This is a genomic window from Lentzea sp. NPDC003310 (assembly GCF_040610935.1).
Taxonomy (GTDB): Bacteria; Actinomycetota; Actinomycetes; order Mycobacteriales; family Pseudonocardiaceae; genus Lentzea.
In genome coordinates this window covers 1-18,644 of sequence record NZ_JBEXNC010000010.1, presented here as the reverse complement: position 1 = coordinate 18,644, position 18,644 = coordinate 1, and the positions used below count along the sequence as shown (strand labels likewise).

Genomic DNA, 18,644 nt, shown 5'->3' with positions numbered 1-18,644 from the left:
AAGGCATGGGGGAGCTGCGGTGGGACGACGTTCGCGGGTGGATGGATCCGGCGCTGGGCAACGACATGCCGTTGCACGACGGGTGTGTTCTCGGAGAGGTGCGCGAGGCTTGGCGGGCCATCGCCGAACTGGCGCGCGCTCGGGGCTGGAGGACTCTCGGGCCGGAGTCGGACGGGGCCACGTACCACGTCTGGCCCGCGGAGGGCTTCATGGTCAACTTCTTCGAGTGTCACGACGAGGTCGTCTTCGACGTCGACACGCGGGAGTTGCAGGGGCAGGAACGCCTCGACCTGCTGGCGGCGTTCATGCGGGAGTTGGGGCTGGAGTTCGGGCTGTCGGTGGCCTTGGCGCTCGAGGGGTTGGATCCGTCGCAGAACGCGTACCTGCGGTACGAGCCGACGAGCGACGAGTTCGTCGTGAAGGCTTAGCGGCGGCGGGCGCGGGCCAGTGCCCTGGCTCGGATGACCAGGTCGTCCACCAGGTGCTCGTCCACGAGCGGCGGGATGCCGGACTCGTCGGTGCAGCAACGCGGCTTCGTGCGCTTCTCCGACATCCGCGGCCGCACACCCGCCATCTCGTACAGCGCCTCGTACAGGTCCAGTCCGGGGTCGTCGTCGTGCGGGCCCACCAGGAGCACCCACACGACGTCGGGGGAGGGGAAGGCGACCACGACGCGGTCCGCGCCGCGCAGGTGCTTCACGCACAGGCGGGGCAGCGGCTCCGGGCCGGTGACGCGGTAGCCGAGGGCGGCGCAGCCGGAGTGGGCCAGTTCGTCCAGGAAGCGTTCGTAGGCCACGCGCGCGCGACCGCGCAGACCGTTGGCCTGGGCTTGTGCGGTGGGGGTTTCGACGACTTCGATCAAGCTGAGCGGACCACGCGTCCCTTGCCGCTGCGCATCTCGTCGAGCGACGAGGCGAGGTCGGACCGGTCGAGCAGTGACTGGTCGCTCAGGCGGCGGTGGACTTCGTCGATCAGGCCGCGGGTCTTGCCGGCGCGGCGGAGGTCGGAGACGAGGTGGAGCACCTCGTGCAGGCGCACGGTGTCGAGCAGCATGCGCGGTTCCTGGCTGTGAATGGCCAGCACGCCCTCGCGGGCCCAGGCCTTCACGGTCTTCTCGGTGAGGTCGAGGAGTTCGCCCGCCACCACGGGACGGACCGGCGGGGCTTGGCGGAGGGTCTTGGCCACCACGCCGTCGAGGCGTGCGCGGCGTTCGTCGTCCTCGGACAGGGACGACGCGACTGCTTCCAGCTCTTCGATCGTCTCGAAGAGGTCGCGGATCTGGGCGGCCTCGGTCGCGACAGACATGGCTACTCCTCCCGTTGACTACCGATTATCCACCTGTTTTTCGGTAGTCGTCAACGGCCCCGGAGCAGGGATCCGGGGCCGTTTCGCAGATCAGGAGGAGAAGAACAGGCCGCCGAGGCCGCGGTGCTTGCGGTGGCCGTAGCCGTAGCCCGCGTGGCCGCCGTGGTGGTGGTGGATCTGCTGCGGCTGCGCGCCCCAGGCGGGCTGGGCCGGTGCCGGGTAGGCAGCGGGCGGCGCGGCGGGCGGCGGAGCCTGCATCTGGGCCTCGAGGCGCGTGATGGACTCGAGCTCGCCGTAGTCGAGGAAGACCCCGCGGCAGCCGTCGCACTGCTCGATGTGGACGCCCATGCGGTCGAACGTGCGCATGTTCGCATGACACTTGGGACACTGCATCGTGGTGAGCCTCCTGCGGTGGGACCGGACAAATACGATATTAGCCGCGGTCACTGCTCTCGTGCGTCGCGACGATCCGACGACAGGCTTCAACCAGCGGTTCCACTGCCTGCAGCCCGGACATGAGAGCCCGCGCTGCCATCTGCACAACGTACGCCTGAGCCGGGATGTTGAGCGCTTCCCATTCCGATGTCGGCAGCGCCACACCGCCCGTTTCACGGTAGGCGTTCAGGAACCGCCCCCAGAGGTCCGCCGGCAACACCCCTGCGGCGAACAAAGCCGCAGGTCGCGCCAGGTCCCACACCGGATCGCCGACCCCCAGGTCGTCCACGTCGATGAGCCGCCAGCCGCCTCGGTGGACCAACTGGCCGAGGTGCCAATCGCCATGGATCAACGCACGCCCGTTCATGTCCAACGGCGGCAAGACCTCATACGCGCGCAACACCACATCGGCATGCGGCAACTCCGGCTGCAATGCCCGAATTGCGCGCACAATCCGTTCCGGCGCACCGGCCACAGGTCCCCGCACGGGCAGAGCGTGCAGCTTCGCCAGCAGTGCCGCGCTCTCCTCCCACGGCGCGCCGTCGGGGTCGTCCTGCCGCACCGGCGTCCCGTACGGCCACACCGTCACGGGCCGGTCGTCCACGAACCGCACGGGCTGCAATGGCCGCACGAACAACTCCGGGTGCGCGTCCGCGATCTGCAGCCGCTGTTCCAACGCCTCGACGTCGGTGTCCGCGGGCAGGGCCTTCGCCACCACGTCGCCGACGCGCACCACGACGACGTCGCCGCGGTCACCGCCGAGGACCTCGGGGTCGGCGGAGGAGCCGGTCAACGAGGCCATCGCCGCGATCAGGTCGTCCACGAGCACAGTGAATCACTGAGCGGTACCCGATCAGGTACGTGGCCGCGTCGCCAGGGGTCAGTTGCCGATGCAGATCGTCTTCACCGGCTGCGAGTACGTCTTCGCGTCGTCACCGTTGCACAGCGCCTTGTCCGACTGGCCGTCGACGACCTTGGTGACCTTGCGCGTGTCCGTGCCGCACGCCACCCGTTCGAAGTACTGGTTCACCGCTTTGAGGCAGTCGCCCTCTTGGACGTTGAGGACGTAGCAGAGGCGCGTCTTGCCGTTCGTGCGCGAACGTCCCGACGACTCGGTCAGGTAGTCACCGGGCGGACACATCGTGCGTCGCTCACGGGAAGACACGCGGTATGCGGCGTCCGCAGAAGAACAGTCCACTTCGGCCATCTCGACCGTCGTGTCGTTGACGTCGACCTGTTTCGCGCACTCGCCGACGCCGGCCTGCTCGTGCCAGGAGCAGCCGGCCAGCGCCAGGACCGCGGCGGCGAGCAGAGTGGCGGTTCTCACGCCTTCGCCAGGCAGACGGTGCGGGCGGGCTCGGAGAACGCGAGCGAGATGTCCGGGTTCTTGCACCTCGACTTGTCGGACACGTCCTGGATGCTCTCCTCCGACTTGAGCGCACCGGCCTGCTTGCAGTCGGCGCGGACGTGAACCGGACGGTCGGTGTTGCGGAACTGCTTGGTCACGTAGCACACGCCGGTGTTGAGGGCGGGCAGGTAGCACGTCTTCTCGTCACCCCTCGGAACCGTCGTGTAGTCGCCGGGAGGGCAGGTCGACGCGATCGCTCCGACCTCGAACTCCCTGCCCGTCGACCTGTTGCTCCGCCCGGTGGAGCTGCACCGGACCTCCTCGAACGTCAGGTCCGCCGCGCCGTGGTCGACCTGCTTCACGCACTCGCCGACCAGCGGGTTCGGCCAGAGTTCGCGTCCCCCGAAGTAGATCATCGGACCGAGCACCACCAGGGCGGCACAGGTGATGATGACGCGGAAGTACCACTTCTCGAAGCCGGTCTGTCGTGACAAGGCTGTTCCCCCAGGGCGTCTTGATCGAGCGGCTCATGTCTAGCGCAAGGCCGAACGCGGTACCCCCGTTTTGACCCGGGTAGACGTGGGCGGGTATCTTTGCTACCTGTGCCCGACCCATGTCGGGCCGCTCCGCGTGCCCGTGAGGCAGCGGTGTCCTCCACTCGCAGTGGTAGTTGAACTACCGCTTGCGGACCTTGGGAGCGGGCGACACGCCCGACCTCGGGTGCAGAGAGGGATCAAGAAACACGAGGGTGGACCGGAAGGCGAGCCCTCAAAGACGGAAGAAGCAGCCGGCGAATGCCAACGATCCAGCAGCTGGTCCGCAAGGGCCGCCAGGACAAGGTGGCCAAGCAGAAGACGGCGGCCCTCAAGGGCTCGCCGCAGCGGCGCGGTGTGTGCACCCGCGTTTACACCACCACCCCCAAGAAGCCGAACTCCGCACTGCGCAAGGTCGCTCGCGTGAAGCTGACCAGCGGTATCGAGGTCACGGCGTACATCCCCGGTGAGGGTCACAACCTCCAGGAGCACTCGATGGTGCTCGTGCGCGGCGGTCGTGTGAAGGACCTCCCGGGTGTTCGTTACAAGATCATCCGTGGCTCTCTCGACACCCAGGGTGTCAAGAACCGCAAGCAGGCTCGCAGCCGCTACGGCGCGAAGAAGGAGAAGAGCTAATGCCCCGCAAGGGACCGGCCCCGAAGCGGCCGCTTATCTCTGACCCGGTCTACAGCTCGCCCCTCGTCACGCAGCTCATCAACAAGGTGCTGATCGACGGCAAGCGCTCGGTGGCCGAGAAGATCGTTTACGAAGCGCTCGAGGGTGCTCGCGAGAAGACCGGCACCGACCCGGTCGTCACGCTGAAGCGCGCGCTCGACAACGTGAAGCCGTCGCTGGAGGTCAAGAGCCGCCGCGTCGGTGGTGCGACCTACCAGGTGCCGATCGAGGTCAAGCCCGGTCGTTCCACCACGCTGGCGCTCCGTTGGCTGATCACCTTCTCCCGGCAGCGCCGTGAGAAGACCATGGTCGAGCGTCTGATGAACGAGCTGCTCGATGCGAGCAACGGTCTCGGTGCGAGCGTCAAGCGCCGTGAGGACACGCACAAGATGGCCGAGTCCAACAAGGCCTTCGCCCACTACCGCTGGTGATCGACGCCCGGCCTGCGAAGGCCGGGCTCTCCCAGCCCTAGTGAGCTCACAAGCTCAAGACAGGGGAAAGACCCGTGGCACAGGACGTGCTCACTGATCTTGCCAAGGTCCGCAACATCGGGATCATGGCCCACATCGACGCGGGCAAGACCACGACGACTGAGCGGATCCTCTTCTACACGGGGATCAGCTACAAGATCGGCGAGGTCCACGACGGCGCTGCCGTGATGGACTGGATGGAGCAGGAGCAGGAGCGCGGCATCACGATCACGTCGGCCGCGACGACCTGCTACTGGAAGAACCACCAGATCAACCTGATCGACACGCCCGGCCACGTCGACTTCACCGTCGAGGTCGAGCGCAACCTGCGCGTCCTCGACGGCGCCGTTGCCGTCTTCGACGGCAAGGAGGGCGTCGAGCCGCAGTCCGAGCAGGTCTGGCGGCAGGCGACCAAGTACGACGTCCCGCGCATCTGCTTCGTCAACAAGATGGACAAGCTCGGCGCGGACTTCTACTTCACCATCAAGACCATCCAGGACCGGCTCGGCGCCAAGCCGATCCCGATCCAGCTGCCGATCGGCTCCGAGAGCGACTTCATCGGTGTCGTCGACCTGGTCGAGATGCGCGCCCTCACGTGGCGTGGCGAAGTCCAGAAGGGCGAGGACTACGCGATCGAGGAGATCCCCGCGGATCTCGTCGACAAGGCGCAGGAGTACCGCGAGGCGCTCCTCGAGGCCGTCGCGGAGACCGACGACGCGCTGACCGAGAAGTACTTCGAGCAGGGCGACCTCTCCGTCGAGGAGATCAAGGCCGGCCTCCGCAAGATCGTCTCGGAGGGCACCGCGTACCCGGTCCTCTGCGGTTCCGCGTTCAAGAACAAGGGCGTCCAGCCCATGCTCGACGCGGTCATCGACCTGCTGCCGTCGCCGCTGGACCTCCCGCCGGTCGAGGGCACGCTGCAGGACGGCGAGACCGTCGTGTCGCGCAAGGCCTCGTCCGACGAGCCCTTCTCGGCGCTGGCGTTCAAGATCGCCGTACACCCGTTCTTCGGCAAGCTGACCTACATCCGGGTCTACTCGGGCAAGGTCGCCTCCGGCACCCAGGTCGTCAACGCGACCAAGGACCGCAAGGAGCGCATCGGGAAGATCTTCCAGATGCACGCCAACAAGGAGAACCCGGTCACCGAGGCCATCGCGGGCCACATCTACGCCGTGATCGGTCTGAAGGACACCACGACCGGTGAGACTCTTGCCGACCCGGCGCACCCGATCGTGCTCGAGTCGATGACCTTCCCCGAGCCCGTCATCCAGGTGGCCATCGAGCCCAAGACGAAGGCGGACCAGGAGAAGCTCGGCACCGCGATCCAGAAGCTGGCCGAGGAGGACCCGACGTTCCGGGTCAACCTCGACCAGGAGACGGGCCAGACCATCATCGCCGGCATGGGCGAGCTCCACCTGGACATCCTGGTGGACCGCATGCGCCGCGAGTTCAAGGTCGAGGCCAACATCGGCAAGCCTCAGGTGGCGTACCGGGAGACCATCCGCAAGGCGGTGGAGAAGTACTCCTACACCCACAAGAAGCAGACCGGTGGCTCCGGCCAGTTCGCGAAGGTGCTCGTCACCGTCGAGCCGCTGGAGAAGAAGGAAGACGGCGCGCTCTACGAGTTCGTCAACGCCGTCACCGGTGGTCGCATCCCCCGCGAGTACATCCCGTCGGTCGACGCGGGTGCGCAGGACGCGCTGCAGTACGGCGTGCTGGCGGGCTACCCGCTGGTCGGCGTGAAGGTGACGCTGCTGGACGGCGCCTACCACGAGGTCGACTCCTCGGAAATGGCGTTCAAGATCGCTGGTTCGATGGCCCTCAAGGAAGCCGCCCGTCAGGCGTCTCCCGCGATCCTCGAGCCTCTGATGGCCGTCGAGGTCACGACGCCCGAGGAGTACATGGGCGACGTGATCGGCGACCTGAACTCCCGCCGTGGCCAGATCCAGGCCATGGAGGAGCGCAGCGGCGTCCGTGTCGTCAAGGCACTGGTTCCGCTGTCGGAAATGTTCGGGTACGTGGGTGACCTGCGGTCCAAGACCCAGGGTCGCGCCAACTACTCGATGGTGTTCGACTCCTACGCAGAGGTTCCCGCGAACGTCTCGAAGGAGATCATCGCGAAGGCGACCGGGGAGTAACTCCCCACCGGAGCACCGCAGTTCGACCGCGGGCTCTCCGGGGGTGAATCCCTGGGGTCCGCTACTTTTAGACCCTGACGTGTAAGTCCGGCGGGTGGCCACAGATGCCCGCCGGACCAGCAAAAAGAAGTCCAGGAGGACAATCCAGTGGCCAAGGCGAAGTTCGAGCGGACGAAGCCGCACGTCAACATCGGCACCATCGGTCACATCGACCATGGCAAGACCACGCTGACCGCGGCGATCTCCAAGGTTCTGCACGACGCGTACCCCGATGTGAACGCCTCGTTCGCGTTCGACCAGATCGACAAGGCGCCGGAAGAGAAGCAGCGCGGCATCACGATCTCGATCGCGCACATCGAGTACCAGACGGAGAACCGTCACTACGCGCACGTCGACTGCCCCGGGCACGCCGACTACATCAAGAACATGATCACCGGTGCGGCGCAGATGGACGGCGCCATCCTCGTGGTCGCGGCCACCGACGGCCCGATGCCGCAGACGAAGGAGCACGTCCTCCTGGCCCGCCAGGTCGGCGTCCCCTACATCGTCGTCGCGCTCAACAAGGCCGACATGGTCGACGACGAGGAGATCCTGGAACTCGTCGAGCTCGAGGTCCGCGAGCTGCTCTCCGAGTACGAGTTCCCGGGCGACGACCTGCCGGTCGTGCGCGTCTCGGCGCTGAAGGCGCTCGAGGGCGACGAGCAGTGGGGCAAGTCCGTTCTCGAGCTCATGGCCGCCGTCGACACGGCGATCCCGGAGCCGGAGCGCGACACCGAGAAGCCGTTCCTCATGCCCGTCGAGGACGTCTTCACGATCACCGGCCGCGGCACCGTGGTGACCGGTCGTATCGAGCGCGGCATCATCAACGTCAACTCGGAAATCGAGATCGTTGGTATCAAGGAGACGTCGAAGAAGACGACGGTCACCTCGATCGAGATGTTCAAGAAGTTCCTCGACGAGGGCCGCGCGGGCGACAACGCCGCGCTGCTGCTCCGCGGCATCAAGCGCGAGGAGGTGGAGCGCGGCATGGTCATCGTCAAGCCGGGCACCACGACCCCGCACACCGAGTTCACCGCGCAGGTCTACATCCTGTCGAAGGACGAGGGTGGCCGCCACACGCCGTTCTTCAACAACTACCGTCCGCAGTTCTACTTCCGGACGACGGACGTGACCGGCGTTGTGACCCTCCCCGAGGGCACCGAGATGGTCATGCCGGGTGACACCACCGGTATGGACGTCAAGCTCATCCAGCCGATCGCCATGGACGAGGGCCTCCGCTTCGCGATCCGCGAGGGTGGCCGCACCGTCGGCGCCGGCTCGGTCACCAAGATCATCAAGTGACCTAGCTCGACCCAGTTCGGCGACGGGCCGGGCCAACGATCTTCGTTGGCCCGGCCTTCGTCGTTGCAAGGCCTGGTGTGTGCGACAGCTCACGCCAGTTCGTTCGATGGCGCGTGGGTGACAGGCACTCCGCGGGGAATCCTTGCCGGGTAACGGAACCGGGCCACTCGAAGCTCCACAAGCGACGGACGGTGCCGCTCACCGGCCAAGATCCCGACGTGATCTGCCTCCAACTCACCCACCCCGATTTGGCCCGCCTCACGCCCGTGTGGCATCCTTTACGGGTTGCTCGATGAAGGCCGGGCTCGCTTGACCGCGTGTCCGTGTCTTTCGATCGAGCGTCCGCGCCCTGTTAGTGAACGCCTCCTTGCGGAGATGGGCATCAGGGTGCATGGGCTGTGGTAGGCCCAATCCCACCGGGGAGACCTTGAGTGGGACCGGTATGCGCACCGGGCGCGACACGCCCGACCGCGTGGACCGGGCACCATGACACTTCAACAGGGGCGGAGCGCGCCAAGAGGCTGTAGCAGGCCTCATCCGAGGCACCGCACCGCAGCGGTTACGAGAAGCAGAGGAACGGCAAGCCATCATGGCGGGACAAAAGATCCGCATCCGGCTCAAGGCCTACGACCACGAAGCGATCGACGCGTCTGCGCGCAAGATCGTGGAGACCGTGACGCGCACCGGCGCTCGGGTTGTCGGGCCAGTGCCGCTGCCCACTGAGAAGAACGTGTACTGCGTCATCCGCTCGCCGCACAAGTACAAGGACTCGCGCGAGCACTTCGAGATGCGCACGCACAAGCGGCTGATCGACATCCTCGACCCGACGCCGAAGACGGTGGACGCGCTCATGCGCATCGACCTGCCGGCCAGCGTCGACGTCAACATCCAGTAAGCGTTGGGCGCGGAGAGTAACGGACCAATGTCTGACAGGCAGATGAAGGGCATCCTGGGCACCAAGCTCGGCATGACTCAGGTCTTCGACGAGAACAACCGGGTCGTCCCGGTGACCGTCGTCAAGGCTGAGCCGAATGTCGTCACCCAGGTTCGCACCGAAGAGAAGGACGGCTACACCGCCGTCCAGCTGGCGGCCGGCGCGATTGACCCGCGCAAGGTCAACAAGCCCGTCGCGGGCCACTTCGCCAAGGCCGGGGTCACGCCCCGTCGCCACCTGGTGGAGCTGCGCACGGTCGACGCCAGCGAGTACGAGGTCGGCCAGGAGATCACCGCTGAGGTGTTCGAGGCCGGCGCTGTTGTCGACATCACCGGCACCAGCAAGGGCAAGGGCACCGCGGGTGTCATGAAGCGCCACAACTTCCGGGGCCTCGGCTCCAGCCACGGCACCCAGCGCAAGCACCGCTCGCCGGGTTCCATCGGTGGCTGTGCCACTCCGGGTCGCGTCTTCAAGGGTCTGCGCATGGCCGGCCGCATGGGCCACGTGCGCGTCACGACCCAGAACCTGAAGGTGCACAAGATCGATGCCGAGAACGGCCTGCTGCTCATCAAGGGCGCTGTTCCCGGCCCCAAGGGTGGTCTGGTGTTCGTCCGGACTGCCGCGAAGGGTGGTGCCTGATGTCGACTGTTGAGATCCGCACCCCGGACGGCAAGTCCGCCGGCACGGTCGAGCTCCCCTCGGCTGTTTTCGACGCGCAGGCGAACGTCGCGCTGCTGCACCAGGTCGTCGTGGCCCAGCAGGCCGCCGCGCGCCAGGGCACGCACGCCACGAAGACCCGCGGCGAGGTGTCCGGTGGTGGCAAGAAGCCGTACCGCCAGAAGGGCACCGGTCGCGCCCGCCAGGGTTCGACGCGTGCGCCGCAGTTCGCCGGCGGTGGCGTCGTCCACGGCCCGCAGCCGCGTGACTACTCGCAGCGGACGCCCAAGAAGATGAAGGCCGCCGCTCTGCGTGGCGCCCTCTCCGACCGGGCCCGCGCCAACCAGGTCCACGTCGTGTCCGGCCTGGTGGACGGGGACACCCCGTCGACCAAGACCGCGCGCAAGGTCCTGGAGTCGGTCACCCAGGCCCGTCGCGTTCTCGTGGTGCTCAACCGCACCGACGAGGTCGCCTGGGTCAGCGTGCGCAACCTCGCGCACGTGCACGTGATCGCGCCCGACCAGCTCAACACCTACGACGTGCTCGTCAACGACGACGTGGTGTTCACCAAGGACTCGCTCGACGTGTTCCTCGCCAGCAAGGCCCAGTCGGGCTCGGGCTCGGCCGAGGCCACGGCGACTGTCGTGGACGAGGAGGGTTCCAAGTGATCCCCGACCACAGGGACATCTTGCTCGCGCCCGTGATCTCCGAGAAGTCCTACGGGCTGCTCGAGGAGAACAAGTACACCTTCCTGGTGGCGCCGGGTTCGAACAAGACCCAGATCAAGATCGCCGTGGAGAAGGTCTTCGGCGTGAAGGTCGTCAGCGTCAACACCATCAACCGGCAGGGCAAGCGCAAGCGCACCCGCACCGGGTTCGGCAAGCGCAAGGACACGAAGCGCGCGATCGTGACGCTGTCGGCTGACAGCAAGGCGATCGAGATCTTCGGCGGCCCTGCCGCCTGATGACGAGGACTGCGTAGAGATGGGCATTCGCAAGTACAAGCCGACGACTCCCGGTCGTCGCGGTGCGAGCGTCTCCGACTTCGCCGAGATCACTCGGTCGACGCCGGAGAAGTCGCTGATCCGCCCGCTGCACAAGCTGGGTGGCCGCAACGCCTCGGGCAAGATCACCACCCGACACAAGGGTGGCGGTCACAAGCGGGCGTACCGCTTGATCGACTTCCGTCGCAACGACAAGGACGGCGTGCCGGCCAAGGTCGCTCACATCGAGTACGACCCCAACCGCACCGCGCGCATCGCGCTGCTGCACTACGCGGACGGCGAGAAGCGCTACATCATCGCCCCGGAGAAGCTCAAGCAGGGTGACACGGTTGAGAACGGCCCCAAGGCCGACATCAAGCCGGGCAACAACCTGCCGCTGCGCAACATCCCGGTCGGTTCCGTGATCCACGCGATCGAGCTCCGCCCCGGTGGCGGCGCGAAGATCGCCCGCTCCGCCGGTGCCTCGGTGCAGCTCGTGGCGAAGGACGGCCCGTACGCCCAGCTGCGGATGCCTTCGGGCGAGATCCGCAACGTGGACGTGCGCTGCCGCGCCACGCTCGGCGAGGTCGGCAACAAGGAGCACCAGAACATCAACTGGGGCAAGGCCGGCCGCATGCGGTGGAAGGGCAAGAAGCCCACCGTCCGCGGTGTCGCCATGAACCCGGTTGACCACCCGCATGGTGGTGGTGAGGGCAAGACCTCCGGTGGTCGCCACCCGGTGAACCCGGCTGGTAAGCCCGAGGGTCGCACCCGCCGCCGCAAGCCAAGCGACAAGCTCATCGTCCGGCGTCGTCGCACCGGTAAGAAGCGCTGAGCAGGGAGGGAGTGAAGGATGCCTCGCAGCCTTAAGAAGGGTCCCTTCGTCGACGACCACCTGCTCAAGAAGGTGGACGTTCAGAACGAAGCGGGCAAGAAGACCGTCATCAAGACGTGGTCCCGCCGGTCCACGATCATCCCGGACATGCTGGGCCACACCATCGCGGTGCACGACGGCCGTAAGCACGTCCCGGTGTTCGTGACCGAGGCCATGGTCGGGCACAAGCTGGGCGAGTTCGCCCCGACCCGCACCTTCAAGGGCCACATCAAGGACGACCGGAAGTCTCGTCGCCGCTAGGCGTCGAACTGACAAGAGCAAGGGAAAAGCAGCGATGAACGCCCGTAAGGACGCTGAGGCAGCGGAGTTTCCGCGCGCCGTGGCTCGGGCTCGTTACGTTCGCGACACCCCCATGAAGGTGCGTCGCGTCATCGAGCTCATCAAGGGTCGTAACGCCAGCGAGGCCCTGGCCGTGCTCCAGTTCGCGCCCCAGGCCGCTTCTGAGCCGGTCGCGAAGGTGCTCGCCAGCGCCATGGCCAACGCCGAGAACAACCTGTCCCTGGACCCCTCCACCCTCTGGGTGTCGGTGGCCTACGTGGACGAGGGTCCGACCCTCAAGCGTTTCCGCCCGCGTGCCCAGGGCCGCGCGTACCGGATCCGCAAGCGGACGAGCCACATCACCATCGAGGTGGAGTCTCGTCCCAAGAAGACCAGCGCGAAGGGAACGCGGTAGTGGGCCAGAAGATCAACCCGCACGGCTTCCGGCTGGGGATCACCACCGACTGGAAGTCCCGCTGGTACGCAGACAAGCAGTACGCCGAGTACGTGGCGGAGGACGTCAAGATCCGCCGCCTGCTCAGCAAGGGCATGGAGCGTGCCGGCATCTCCAAGGTGGAGATCGAGCGGACCCGTGACCGGGTGCGCGTCGACATCCACACCGCCCGGCCGGGCATCGTCATCGGCCGTCGTGGTGCCGAGGCGGACCGCATCCGCGGTGAGCTGGAGAAGCTCACCAAGAAGCAGGTCCAGCTGAACATCCTCGAGGTCAAGAGCCCCGAGTCGGACGCGCAGCTCGTGGCACAGGGTGTCGCCGAGCAGCTGTCCAACCGCGTCGCCTTCCGGCGCGCGATGCGCAAGGCCATCCAGTCGGCCATGCGTTCGCCGCAGGTCAAGGGCATCCGCGTGCAGTGCGGCGGTCGCCTCGGCGGCGCCGAGATGTCCCGCTCGGAGCACTACCGCGACGGCCGCGTGCCGCTGCACACGCTCCGCGCCAACATCGACTACGGCTTCTTCGAGGCCCGCACCACGTTCGGCCGCATCGGCGTGAAGGTGTGGATCTACAAGGGCGACATCGTCGGTGGCATCTCCGCCAAGCGCGCGCTCGACGCGGCTGCGCCTTCGCAGGCCGACCGCGCTCCGCGCCGCGACCGTGGCGAGCGTCCGAACCGGGCCCGTCGCTCGGGTGCCAGCGGCACCACCGCGACGAGCACCGAGGCCGGCCGTGCCGCTGCTGACGCTTCCGCGTCGGCCGAGGCCCCGGCTGCTGCAGAGAAGACGGAGAGCTGAGTCATGCTCATCCCTCGTAGGGTCAAGCACCGCAAGCAGCACCACCCCAAGCGGTCGGGTGCTGCCAAGGGTGGCACGAAGGTCACCTTCGGTGAGTTCGGCATCCAGGCTCTGGAGCCGGCGTACGTCACCAACAGGCAGATCGAGTCCGCTCGTATCGCCATCACGCGTCACATCCGCCGTGGCGGCAAGGTCTGGATCAACATCTTCCCGGACCGTCCGCTGACGAAGAAGCCGGCCGAGACCCGCATGGGTTCCGGTAAGGGTTCGCCGGAGTGGTGGGTGGCCAACGTCAAGCCGGGTCGCGTCCTCTTCGAGATGGCGTTCCCGAACGAGCAGGTCGCTCGCGAGGCGCTCCGCCGCGCGATCCACAAGCTCCCGATGAAGTGCCGCATCGTTACGCGTGAGGGTGGTGAGTTCTGATGGCAGCGGGTACCACCGCTTCCGAGCTGCGTGAGCTCACCGAGGAAGAGCTCGTGCTGCGTCTGAAGGAATCGAAGGAAGAGCTGTTCAACCTTCGCTTCCAGATGGCCACGGGCCAGCTCGACAACAACCGGCGTCTGCGCACGGTCCGGCACGACATCGCCCGGATCTACACCGTGATGCGCGAGCGGGAGCTCGGTCTCTCCGTCACGCCGGATTCCACTGGTGAGGGTGCGGCATGACCGACAGCAACGAAGTCCAGACCGAGAAGCGCAACGACCGCAAGGTCCGTGAGGGCCTCGTCGTGTCCGACAAGATGGACAAGACGATCGTCGTCGCGCTCGAGGACCGCAAGAAGCACCCGCGTTACTCCAAGATCATGCGCTCCACCACCAAGGTGAAGGTGCACGACGAGGAGAACGCGGCGGGCATCGGCGACCGCGTCCTGCTCATGGAGACCCGGCCCCTGTCGGCGACCAAGCGCTGGCGGCTCGTCGAGATCCTCGAGAAGGCCAAGTAGTCCTTTCTAGACAGACCGAGCCCGTCGGGTCGGAAATCCGGCGGGCCAGGAATGGTCAAGGAGCAAGTAAGTGATTCAGCAGGAGTCGCGGCTTCGTGTCGCCGACAACACCGGTGCGAAGGAGATCCTTTGCATCCGTGTTCTCGGTGGTTCGGGCCGCCGCTACGCGGGTATCGGCGACATCATCGTCGCGACCGTCAAGGACGCGATCCCCGGTGCCGGTGTGAAGAAGGGTGACGTCGTCAAGGCCGTCATCGTCCGCACCGTCAAGGAGCGTCGTCGTCCGGATGGCTCGTACATCCGCTTCGACGAGAACGCCGCCGTGCTCATCAAGAACGACAACGAGCCCCGCGGTACGCGCATCTTCGGCCCGGTCGGGCGCGAGCTGCGCGACAAGAAGTTCATGAAGATCATCTCGCTGGCTCCGGAGGTGCTCTGACCATGAAGGTGAAGAAGGGCGACACGGTCGTCGTTATCGCCGGCAAGGACAAGGGCGCGAAGGGCAAGGTCATCCAGGCCTACCCGGAGACCGGCAAGGTCCTGGTCGAGGGCGTCAACCGGATCAAGAAGCACACCAAGATCACGCAGACCCAGCGGGGCGCGCAGTCTGGTGGCATCGTGACCCAGGAAGCCCCGATCAACGTCTCCAACGTGATGGTGGTCGACTCGGACGGCAAGCCGACCCGTGTTGGTTACCGGACGAACGACGAGGGCAAGCGGGTCCGCATTTCCCGTCGTAACGGGAAGGACATCTGATCATGACCACCGCAGAGAAGATCATCCCGCGGCTCAAGACGCGCTACCGCGCCGAGATCGCCGGCGAGCTGCAGAAGCAGTTCAACTTCGACAACGTGATGCAGATCCCGCGCGTTGTGAAGGTCGTCGTCAACATGGGTGTCGGCGACGCCGCCCGTGACGGCAAGCTGATCGAGGGTGCCGTCAAGGACCTCTCGATCATCACCGGCCAGCGTCCCGAGGTCCGTCGGGCCCGCAAGTCCATCGCGCAGTTCAAGCTGCGCGAGGGCATGCCGATCGGCGCGCGCGTCACGCTGCGCGGCGACCGCATGTGGGAGTTCCTCGACCGTCTGCTGACGATCGCGCTGCCCCGTATCCGCGACTTCCGCGGCCTCTCGGGCAAGCAGTTCGACGGCAACGGCAACTACACGTTCGGTCTGAACGAGCAGTCGATGTTCCACGAGATCGACCCGGACGCTATCGACCGGCCTCGCGGCATGGACATCACCGTCGTCACCACCGCCACGAACGACGAGGAGGGCCGGGCGCTGCTGAAGCTCCTGGGCTTCCCGTTCAAGGAGAACTGAGTCGATGGCCAAGAAGGCGTTGATCAACAAGGCCGCGAAGAAGCCGAAGTTCAAGGTCCGGGGTTACACCCGGTGCCAGCGTTGCGGCCGCCCCCACGCGGTGTTCCGCAAGTTCGGCCTCTGCCGGATCTGCCTGCGCGAGATGGCTCACCGCGGTGAGCTGCCTGGCGTGAGCAAGTCCAGCTGGTAATTCCAAGCTCCATTACTTCGCTGTAGGCCCGCACACGACCGTCCTGCCCTCCCACTCCATTGAATTTTCTCTGGGGTGGAGGGCGGGTCTGGACCCTGAGCGGCGAACCGCAGCGAGAAAGGTTGACCAGGTCACCATGACGATGACCGACCCGATCGCAGACATGCTCACTCGTCTGCGGAACGCGAACTCGGCTTACCACGACAAGGTCGTGATGCCGCACTCGAAGTTGAAGGCCAACATCGCCGAGATCCTCAAGCGCGAGGGCTACATCGCCTCGTACCGCGACGAGGAGGGCGAGGTCGCGAAGAACCTCGTCGTCGAGCTGAAGTACGGCCCGAACCGCGAGCGCAGCATCGCCGGCCTCCGGCGCGTGTCGAAGCCCGGCCTGCGCGTGTACGCGAAGTCCACCGGTCTGCCCCGAGTTCTCGGTGGCCTCGGTGTGGCGATCATTTCGACCTCTGGTGGTCTCATGACCGACCGCCAGGCCAACAAGGCGGGCGTGGGCGGAGAAGTCCTCGCCTACGTTTGGTAAGGGGGAGTAGACATGTCGCGCATCGGTAAGCAGCCGATCATTGTCCCCTCCGGGGTCGACGTGAACATCGCCGGCCAGGACGTGAGCATCAAGGGCCCCAAGGGTGTCCTGACGATCACGATCGCTGAGCCGATCAGCCTGGAGAAGGCTGAGGACGGCACGCTCGAGGTCAAGCGTCCGAACGACGAGCGCCGCAACCGCGCGCTCCACGGCCTGTCGCGCACGCTCGTGCACAACATGGTCGTCGGCGTGACCCAGGGTTACGAAAAGAAGATGGAGATCCACGGCGTCGGTTACCGCGTCGCGCTCAAGGGCTCTGAGCTCGAGTTCGCGCTCGGTTACTCGCACCCCGTCAAGGTGGAGGCCCCCGCGGGCATCACCTTCGCGGTCGAGACCCCGACCCGCTTCTCCGTCTCGGGTATCGACAAGCAGCTGGTCGGTGAGGTCGCCGCCAACATCCGCAAGCTGCGCAAGCCCGACCCGTACAAGGGCAAGGGCGTCCGCTACTCGGGCGAGAAGATCCGTCGCAAGGTCGGAAAGACGGGTAAGTGACATGAGCGAGTCGACTGTTACGAAGCGCAAGCCGGTGGGCAAGGACATCTCCACCAGGCGTCGTGTTGCCAAGACCCGTCGCCACTTCCGCCTCCGCAAGAAGGTCAACGGCACCGCCGAGCGTCCGCGCCTGGCCGTGCACCGTTCGTCGAAGCACATCACCGTGCAGATCATCGACGACCTGAAGGGCCACACGATCGCGTCCGCTTCCTCCATGGAGGCCGACGTCCGTGCCCTGGAGGGCGACAAGAAGGCCCGTGCGGCCAAGGTCGGCCAGCTGGCCGCGGCCCGTGCCAAGGACGCCGGCGTCACGGCGGTCGTGTTCGACCGCGGCGGCAACGCGTACCACGGCCGGATCGCTGCTCTGGCGGATGCCGCTCGCGAGGCGGGGCTGGAGTTCTGACAATGATCATTTCTGGAATTGAGAGGGACGCCTGATGCCAGGACGTACGCGTCGCGAAGGCGGCGGGGGCGAGCGCGGAGAGCGCCGCGACCGTCGTGACGGCGGCCGCGGCGGCGCGGCCCAGGAGAAGACCCCCCACCTCGAGCGCGTGGTTGCGATCAACCGCGTCTCCAAGGTGGTCAAGGGTGGTCGTCGCTTCAGCTTCACCGCGCTCGTCGTGGTGGGCGATGGCGACGGCATGGTCGGCGTCGGCTACGGCAAGGCCAAGGAAGTTCCCGCGGCCATCGCCAAGGGTGTCGAGGAGGCGAAGAAGAACTTCTTCCGCGTTCCTCGCATCGCCGGCACCATCCCCCACCCGGTCCAGGGTGAGAAGGCCGCTGGTGTGGTCCTGCTGCGTCCGGCCTCGGCCGGTACCGGTGTCATCGCGGGTGGCGCTGTCCGCGCCGTCCTCGAGTGCGCCGGCGTGCACGACGTGCTGTCGAAGTCGCTCGGCTCCGACAACGCGATCAACATCGTGCACGCGACCGTGGCGGCCCTCAAGGGTCTGCAGCGTCCGGAAGAGGTCGCGGCCCGTCGTGGCCTGCCCCTCGAGGACGTCGCTCCCGCCGGCATGATCCGCGCTCGCGCGGGCCAGGGGGTCTGATCATGGCTCAGCTGAAGATCACCCAGGTCCGCAGCACCATCGGCACCAAGCACAACCACCGCGAGTCGATGCGCACCCTCGGGCTGCGCAAGATCCGCCAGTCGGTCGTGCGTGAGGACACCCCCCAGGTGCTCGGCCTGATCAACGCCGTGCGTCACCTGGTGGTTGTTGAGGAGGTCCAGTCGTGACCATCAAGATCCACGACCTGCGTCCCGCCCCCGGCGCCAAGACCGCCAAGACCCGCGTCGGTCGTGGTGAGGGCTCCAAGGGCAAGACCGCCGGCCGCGGTACGAAGGGCACGGGCGCTCGCAAGAACGTCTCGCCGCGCTTCGAAGGTGGCCAGATGCCGCTGCACATGCGGCTCCCGAAGCTCAAGGGCTTCAAGAACCCGTTCCGCACCGAGTACCAGGTCGTGAACGTCTCCTCGATCGCTGCCTCCTTCCCGGAGGGCGGTTCGGTGGACGTTCCCGCGCTGGTGCTGGCCGGGCTGGTCCGCAAGGGCCACCTGGTGAAGGTGCTGGGTGACGGCGACGTTTCCGTCAAGCTGGATGTCACGGCTGACAAGTTCTCCAAGTCCGCTGTGGAGAAGTTGGCTGCTGCTGGTGGGTCTTCCACCGTGGCTTCCTGACGCTGGAACTGCGTTTGAAGGGCCCCGAGGCTGTTGCCTCGGGGCCCTTTGCGTTGGGTTGAGTTGGTTGCGTTGGGTTGGTTCCGGTCGCCTTGCGAGGGTGGTCCTGCGGGTCGGGACGATGTAGTGGGTTGCGATCGGGGCTTGACTTCGGGGCCCTTGCGAGGCGCTGGTCGGCCTTAAAAGCCGGGCTGAAAAGCGCCCGGCCG

32 protein-coding genes are annotated in these 18,644 nt (G+C 66.5%); 26 read left to right on the top strand and 6 right to left on the bottom strand.

Annotated features, from left to right (window positions below; all coding sequences use genetic code 11):
• The first annotated feature begins 5 nt into the window (after window positions 1–5).
• A complete protein-coding gene (locus tag ABZX02_RS21150; protein ID WP_355300284.1) occupies window positions 6–428 on the top strand; it encodes a hypothetical protein in 423 nt (140 codons plus the stop codon).
• Here ABZX02_RS21150 and ABZX02_RS21145 read toward each other — a convergent pair.
• The 6 genes from ABZX02_RS21145 to ABZX02_RS21120 all read right to left on the bottom strand — a co-directional run bounded on the left by ABZX02_RS21145 (window position 425) and on the right by ABZX02_RS21120 (window position 3,582).
• Complete coding sequence (locus tag ABZX02_RS21145) at window positions 425–862, bottom strand: hypothetical protein (protein ID WP_355300283.1); 438 nt, start codon at window positions 860–862, stop codon at window positions 425–427. The genes ABZX02_RS21150 and ABZX02_RS21145 overlap by 4 nt on opposite strands.
• Window positions 859–1,305 carry a hypothetical protein gene (locus ABZX02_RS21140; RefSeq protein ID WP_355300282.1) on the bottom strand — a complete coding sequence of 149 codons (447 nt, stop codon included), beginning with the start codon at window positions 1,303–1,305 and terminating at the stop codon, window positions 859–861. Before ABZX02_RS21140 ends, ABZX02_RS21145 begins: the two co-directional genes overlap by 4 nt.
• Before the next feature lie 90 nt (window positions 1,306–1,395).
• On the bottom strand, window positions 1,396–1,698 hold the full coding sequence (locus ABZX02_RS21135) for a zf-TFIIB domain-containing protein (RefSeq protein ID WP_355300281.1): 303 nt from the start codon (window positions 1,696–1,698) through the stop codon (window positions 1,396–1,398).
• A gap of 40 nt (window positions 1,699–1,738) precedes the next feature.
• Window positions 1,739–2,563 (bottom strand): phosphotransferase, encoded by an 825-nt coding sequence (locus tag ABZX02_RS21130; protein WP_355300280.1) that lies wholly within the window; start codon window positions 2,561–2,563, stop codon window positions 1,739–1,741.
• A gap of 57 nt (window positions 2,564–2,620) precedes the next feature.
• Window positions 2,621–3,067: a hypothetical protein gene (locus ABZX02_RS21125; protein ID WP_355300279.1), complete on the bottom strand. Its 447-nt coding sequence runs from the start codon at window positions 3,065–3,067 to the stop codon at window positions 2,621–2,623.
• The gene (locus ABZX02_RS21120) at window positions 3,064–3,582 is read right to left on the bottom strand and encodes a hypothetical protein (protein ID WP_355300278.1); all 519 of its coding nucleotides are present in this window, start codon (window positions 3,580–3,582) and stop codon (window positions 3,064–3,066) included. Before ABZX02_RS21120 ends, ABZX02_RS21125 begins: the two co-directional genes overlap by 4 nt.
• 300 nt (window positions 3,583–3,882) lie before the next feature.
• Here ABZX02_RS21120 and rpsL point away from each other — a divergent pair, with 300 nt between their 5' ends.
• From rpsL to rplO, 25 genes are all read left to right on the top strand, one after another.
• A complete protein-coding gene (gene rpsL, locus ABZX02_RS21115) occupies window positions 3,883–4,257 on the top strand; it encodes a 30S ribosomal protein S12 (protein WP_030473471.1) in 375 nt (124 codons plus the stop codon).
• A complete protein-coding gene (rpsG, locus tag ABZX02_RS21110) occupies window positions 4,257–4,727 on the top strand; it encodes a 30S ribosomal protein S7 (RefSeq protein WP_355300277.1) in 471 nt (156 codons plus the stop codon). Before rpsL ends, rpsG begins: the two co-directional genes overlap by 1 nt.
• Window positions 4,728–4,801: 74 nt before the next feature.
• The gene (gene fusA / locus ABZX02_RS21105; RefSeq protein WP_355300276.1) at window positions 4,802–6,904 is read left to right on the top strand and encodes an elongation factor G; all 2,103 of its coding nucleotides are present in this window, start codon (window positions 4,802–4,804) and stop codon (window positions 6,902–6,904) included.
• A gap of 147 nt (window positions 6,905–7,051) precedes the next feature.
• Window positions 7,052–8,245 (top strand): elongation factor Tu, encoded by a 1,194-nt coding sequence (gene tuf / locus ABZX02_RS21100; RefSeq protein ID WP_086669027.1) that lies wholly within the window; start codon window positions 7,052–7,054, stop codon window positions 8,243–8,245.
• 589 nt (window positions 8,246–8,834) lie between these two features.
• Window positions 8,835–9,140: a 30S ribosomal protein S10 gene (rpsJ, locus tag ABZX02_RS21095; protein WP_003938093.1), complete on the top strand. Its 306-nt coding sequence runs from the start codon at window positions 8,835–8,837 to the stop codon at window positions 9,138–9,140.
• 27 nt (window positions 9,141–9,167) lie between these two features.
• A complete protein-coding gene (gene rplC, locus ABZX02_RS21090; RefSeq protein ID WP_355300275.1) occupies window positions 9,168–9,818 on the top strand; it encodes a 50S ribosomal protein L3 in 651 nt (216 codons plus the stop codon).
• A complete protein-coding gene (gene rplD / locus ABZX02_RS21085; RefSeq protein ID WP_355300274.1) occupies window positions 9,818–10,504 on the top strand; it encodes a 50S ribosomal protein L4 in 687 nt (228 codons plus the stop codon). The genes rplC and rplD overlap by 1 nt, the downstream gene beginning before the upstream one ends.
• A complete protein-coding gene (rplW, locus tag ABZX02_RS21080; RefSeq protein ID WP_065915972.1) occupies window positions 10,501–10,800 on the top strand; it encodes a 50S ribosomal protein L23 in 300 nt (99 codons plus the stop codon). Before rplD ends, rplW begins: the two co-directional genes overlap by 4 nt.
• A 19-nt stretch (window positions 10,801–10,819) precedes the next feature.
• Window positions 10,820–11,653, top strand: a complete 834-nt coding sequence (rplB, locus tag ABZX02_RS21075) for a 50S ribosomal protein L2 (protein WP_089949047.1) — start codon at window positions 10,820–10,822, stop codon at window positions 11,651–11,653.
• Between the two features lie 18 nt (window positions 11,654–11,671).
• Entirely contained in the window at window positions 11,672–11,953 is a 282-nt protein-coding gene (rpsS, locus tag ABZX02_RS21070; RefSeq protein WP_030478300.1) for a 30S ribosomal protein S19, read from the top strand.
• Between the two features lie 34 nt (window positions 11,954–11,987).
• Window positions 11,988–12,386, top strand: a complete 399-nt coding sequence (rplV, locus tag ABZX02_RS21065; RefSeq protein ID WP_089915295.1) for a 50S ribosomal protein L22 — start codon at window positions 11,988–11,990, stop codon at window positions 12,384–12,386.
• On the top strand, window positions 12,386–13,219 hold the full coding sequence (rpsC, locus tag ABZX02_RS21060) for a 30S ribosomal protein S3 (RefSeq protein WP_090094704.1): 834 nt from the start codon (window positions 12,386–12,388) through the stop codon (window positions 13,217–13,219). Before rplV ends, rpsC begins: the two co-directional genes overlap by 1 nt.
• 3 nt (window positions 13,220–13,222) lie before the next feature.
• Window positions 13,223–13,642, top strand: coding sequence for a 50S ribosomal protein L16 (gene rplP / locus ABZX02_RS21055; RefSeq protein ID WP_089915289.1), 420 nt, complete (start codon window positions 13,223–13,225; stop codon window positions 13,640–13,642).
• Window positions 13,642–13,884: a 50S ribosomal protein L29 gene (gene rpmC, locus ABZX02_RS21050; RefSeq protein WP_030478304.1), complete on the top strand. Its 243-nt coding sequence runs from the start codon at window positions 13,642–13,644 to the stop codon at window positions 13,882–13,884. The genes rplP and rpmC overlap by 1 nt, the downstream gene beginning before the upstream one ends.
• Window positions 13,881–14,162, top strand: a complete 282-nt coding sequence (gene rpsQ / locus ABZX02_RS21045; RefSeq protein WP_030473459.1) for a 30S ribosomal protein S17 — start codon at window positions 13,881–13,883, stop codon at window positions 14,160–14,162. Before rpmC ends, rpsQ begins: the two co-directional genes overlap by 4 nt.
• A gap of 70 nt (window positions 14,163–14,232) precedes the next feature.
• Window positions 14,233–14,601: a 50S ribosomal protein L14 gene (rplN, locus tag ABZX02_RS21040; RefSeq protein WP_030478306.1), complete on the top strand. Its 369-nt coding sequence runs from the start codon at window positions 14,233–14,235 to the stop codon at window positions 14,599–14,601.
• Window positions 14,602–14,603: 2 nt separating this feature from the next.
• Window positions 14,604–14,918, top strand: a complete 315-nt coding sequence (rplX, locus tag ABZX02_RS21035; RefSeq protein ID WP_045309812.1) for a 50S ribosomal protein L24 — start codon at window positions 14,604–14,606, stop codon at window positions 14,916–14,918.
• Between the two features lie 2 nt (window positions 14,919–14,920).
• On the top strand, window positions 14,921–15,484 hold the full coding sequence (gene rplE, locus ABZX02_RS21030) for a 50S ribosomal protein L5 (protein WP_355300273.1): 564 nt from the start codon (window positions 14,921–14,923) through the stop codon (window positions 15,482–15,484).
• 4 nt (window positions 15,485–15,488) lie between these two features.
• Window positions 15,489–15,674, top strand: a complete 186-nt coding sequence (locus ABZX02_RS21025) for a type Z 30S ribosomal protein S14 (RefSeq protein WP_030473455.1) — start codon at window positions 15,489–15,491, stop codon at window positions 15,672–15,674.
• Window positions 15,675–15,810: 136 nt separating this feature from the next.
• A complete protein-coding gene (gene rpsH / locus ABZX02_RS21020) occupies window positions 15,811–16,209 on the top strand; it encodes a 30S ribosomal protein S8 (protein WP_030473454.1) in 399 nt (132 codons plus the stop codon).
• Window positions 16,210–16,221: 12 nt separating this feature from the next.
• On the top strand, window positions 16,222–16,761 hold the full coding sequence (gene rplF / locus ABZX02_RS21015; protein ID WP_355300272.1) for a 50S ribosomal protein L6: 540 nt from the start codon (window positions 16,222–16,224) through the stop codon (window positions 16,759–16,761).
• Window position 16,762: 1 nt separating this feature from the next.
• The gene (rplR, locus tag ABZX02_RS21010; protein ID WP_089915272.1) at window positions 16,763–17,164 is read left to right on the top strand and encodes a 50S ribosomal protein L18; all 402 of its coding nucleotides are present in this window, start codon (window positions 16,763–16,765) and stop codon (window positions 17,162–17,164) included.
• Window positions 17,165–17,198: 34 nt separating this feature from the next.
• The gene (gene rpsE, locus ABZX02_RS21005; protein ID WP_030473451.1) at window positions 17,199–17,807 is read left to right on the top strand and encodes a 30S ribosomal protein S5; all 609 of its coding nucleotides are present in this window, start codon (window positions 17,199–17,201) and stop codon (window positions 17,805–17,807) included.
• Between the two features lie 2 nt (window positions 17,808–17,809).
• Window positions 17,810–17,995, top strand: coding sequence for a 50S ribosomal protein L30 (gene rpmD, locus ABZX02_RS21000; protein ID WP_090094710.1), 186 nt, complete (start codon window positions 17,810–17,812; stop codon window positions 17,993–17,995).
• Window positions 17,992–18,435 (top strand): 50S ribosomal protein L15, encoded by a 444-nt coding sequence (gene rplO / locus ABZX02_RS20995; protein ID WP_355300271.1) that lies wholly within the window; start codon window positions 17,992–17,994, stop codon window positions 18,433–18,435. Before rpmD ends, rplO begins: the two co-directional genes overlap by 4 nt.
• Window positions 18,436–18,644 lie beyond the last annotated feature (209 nt).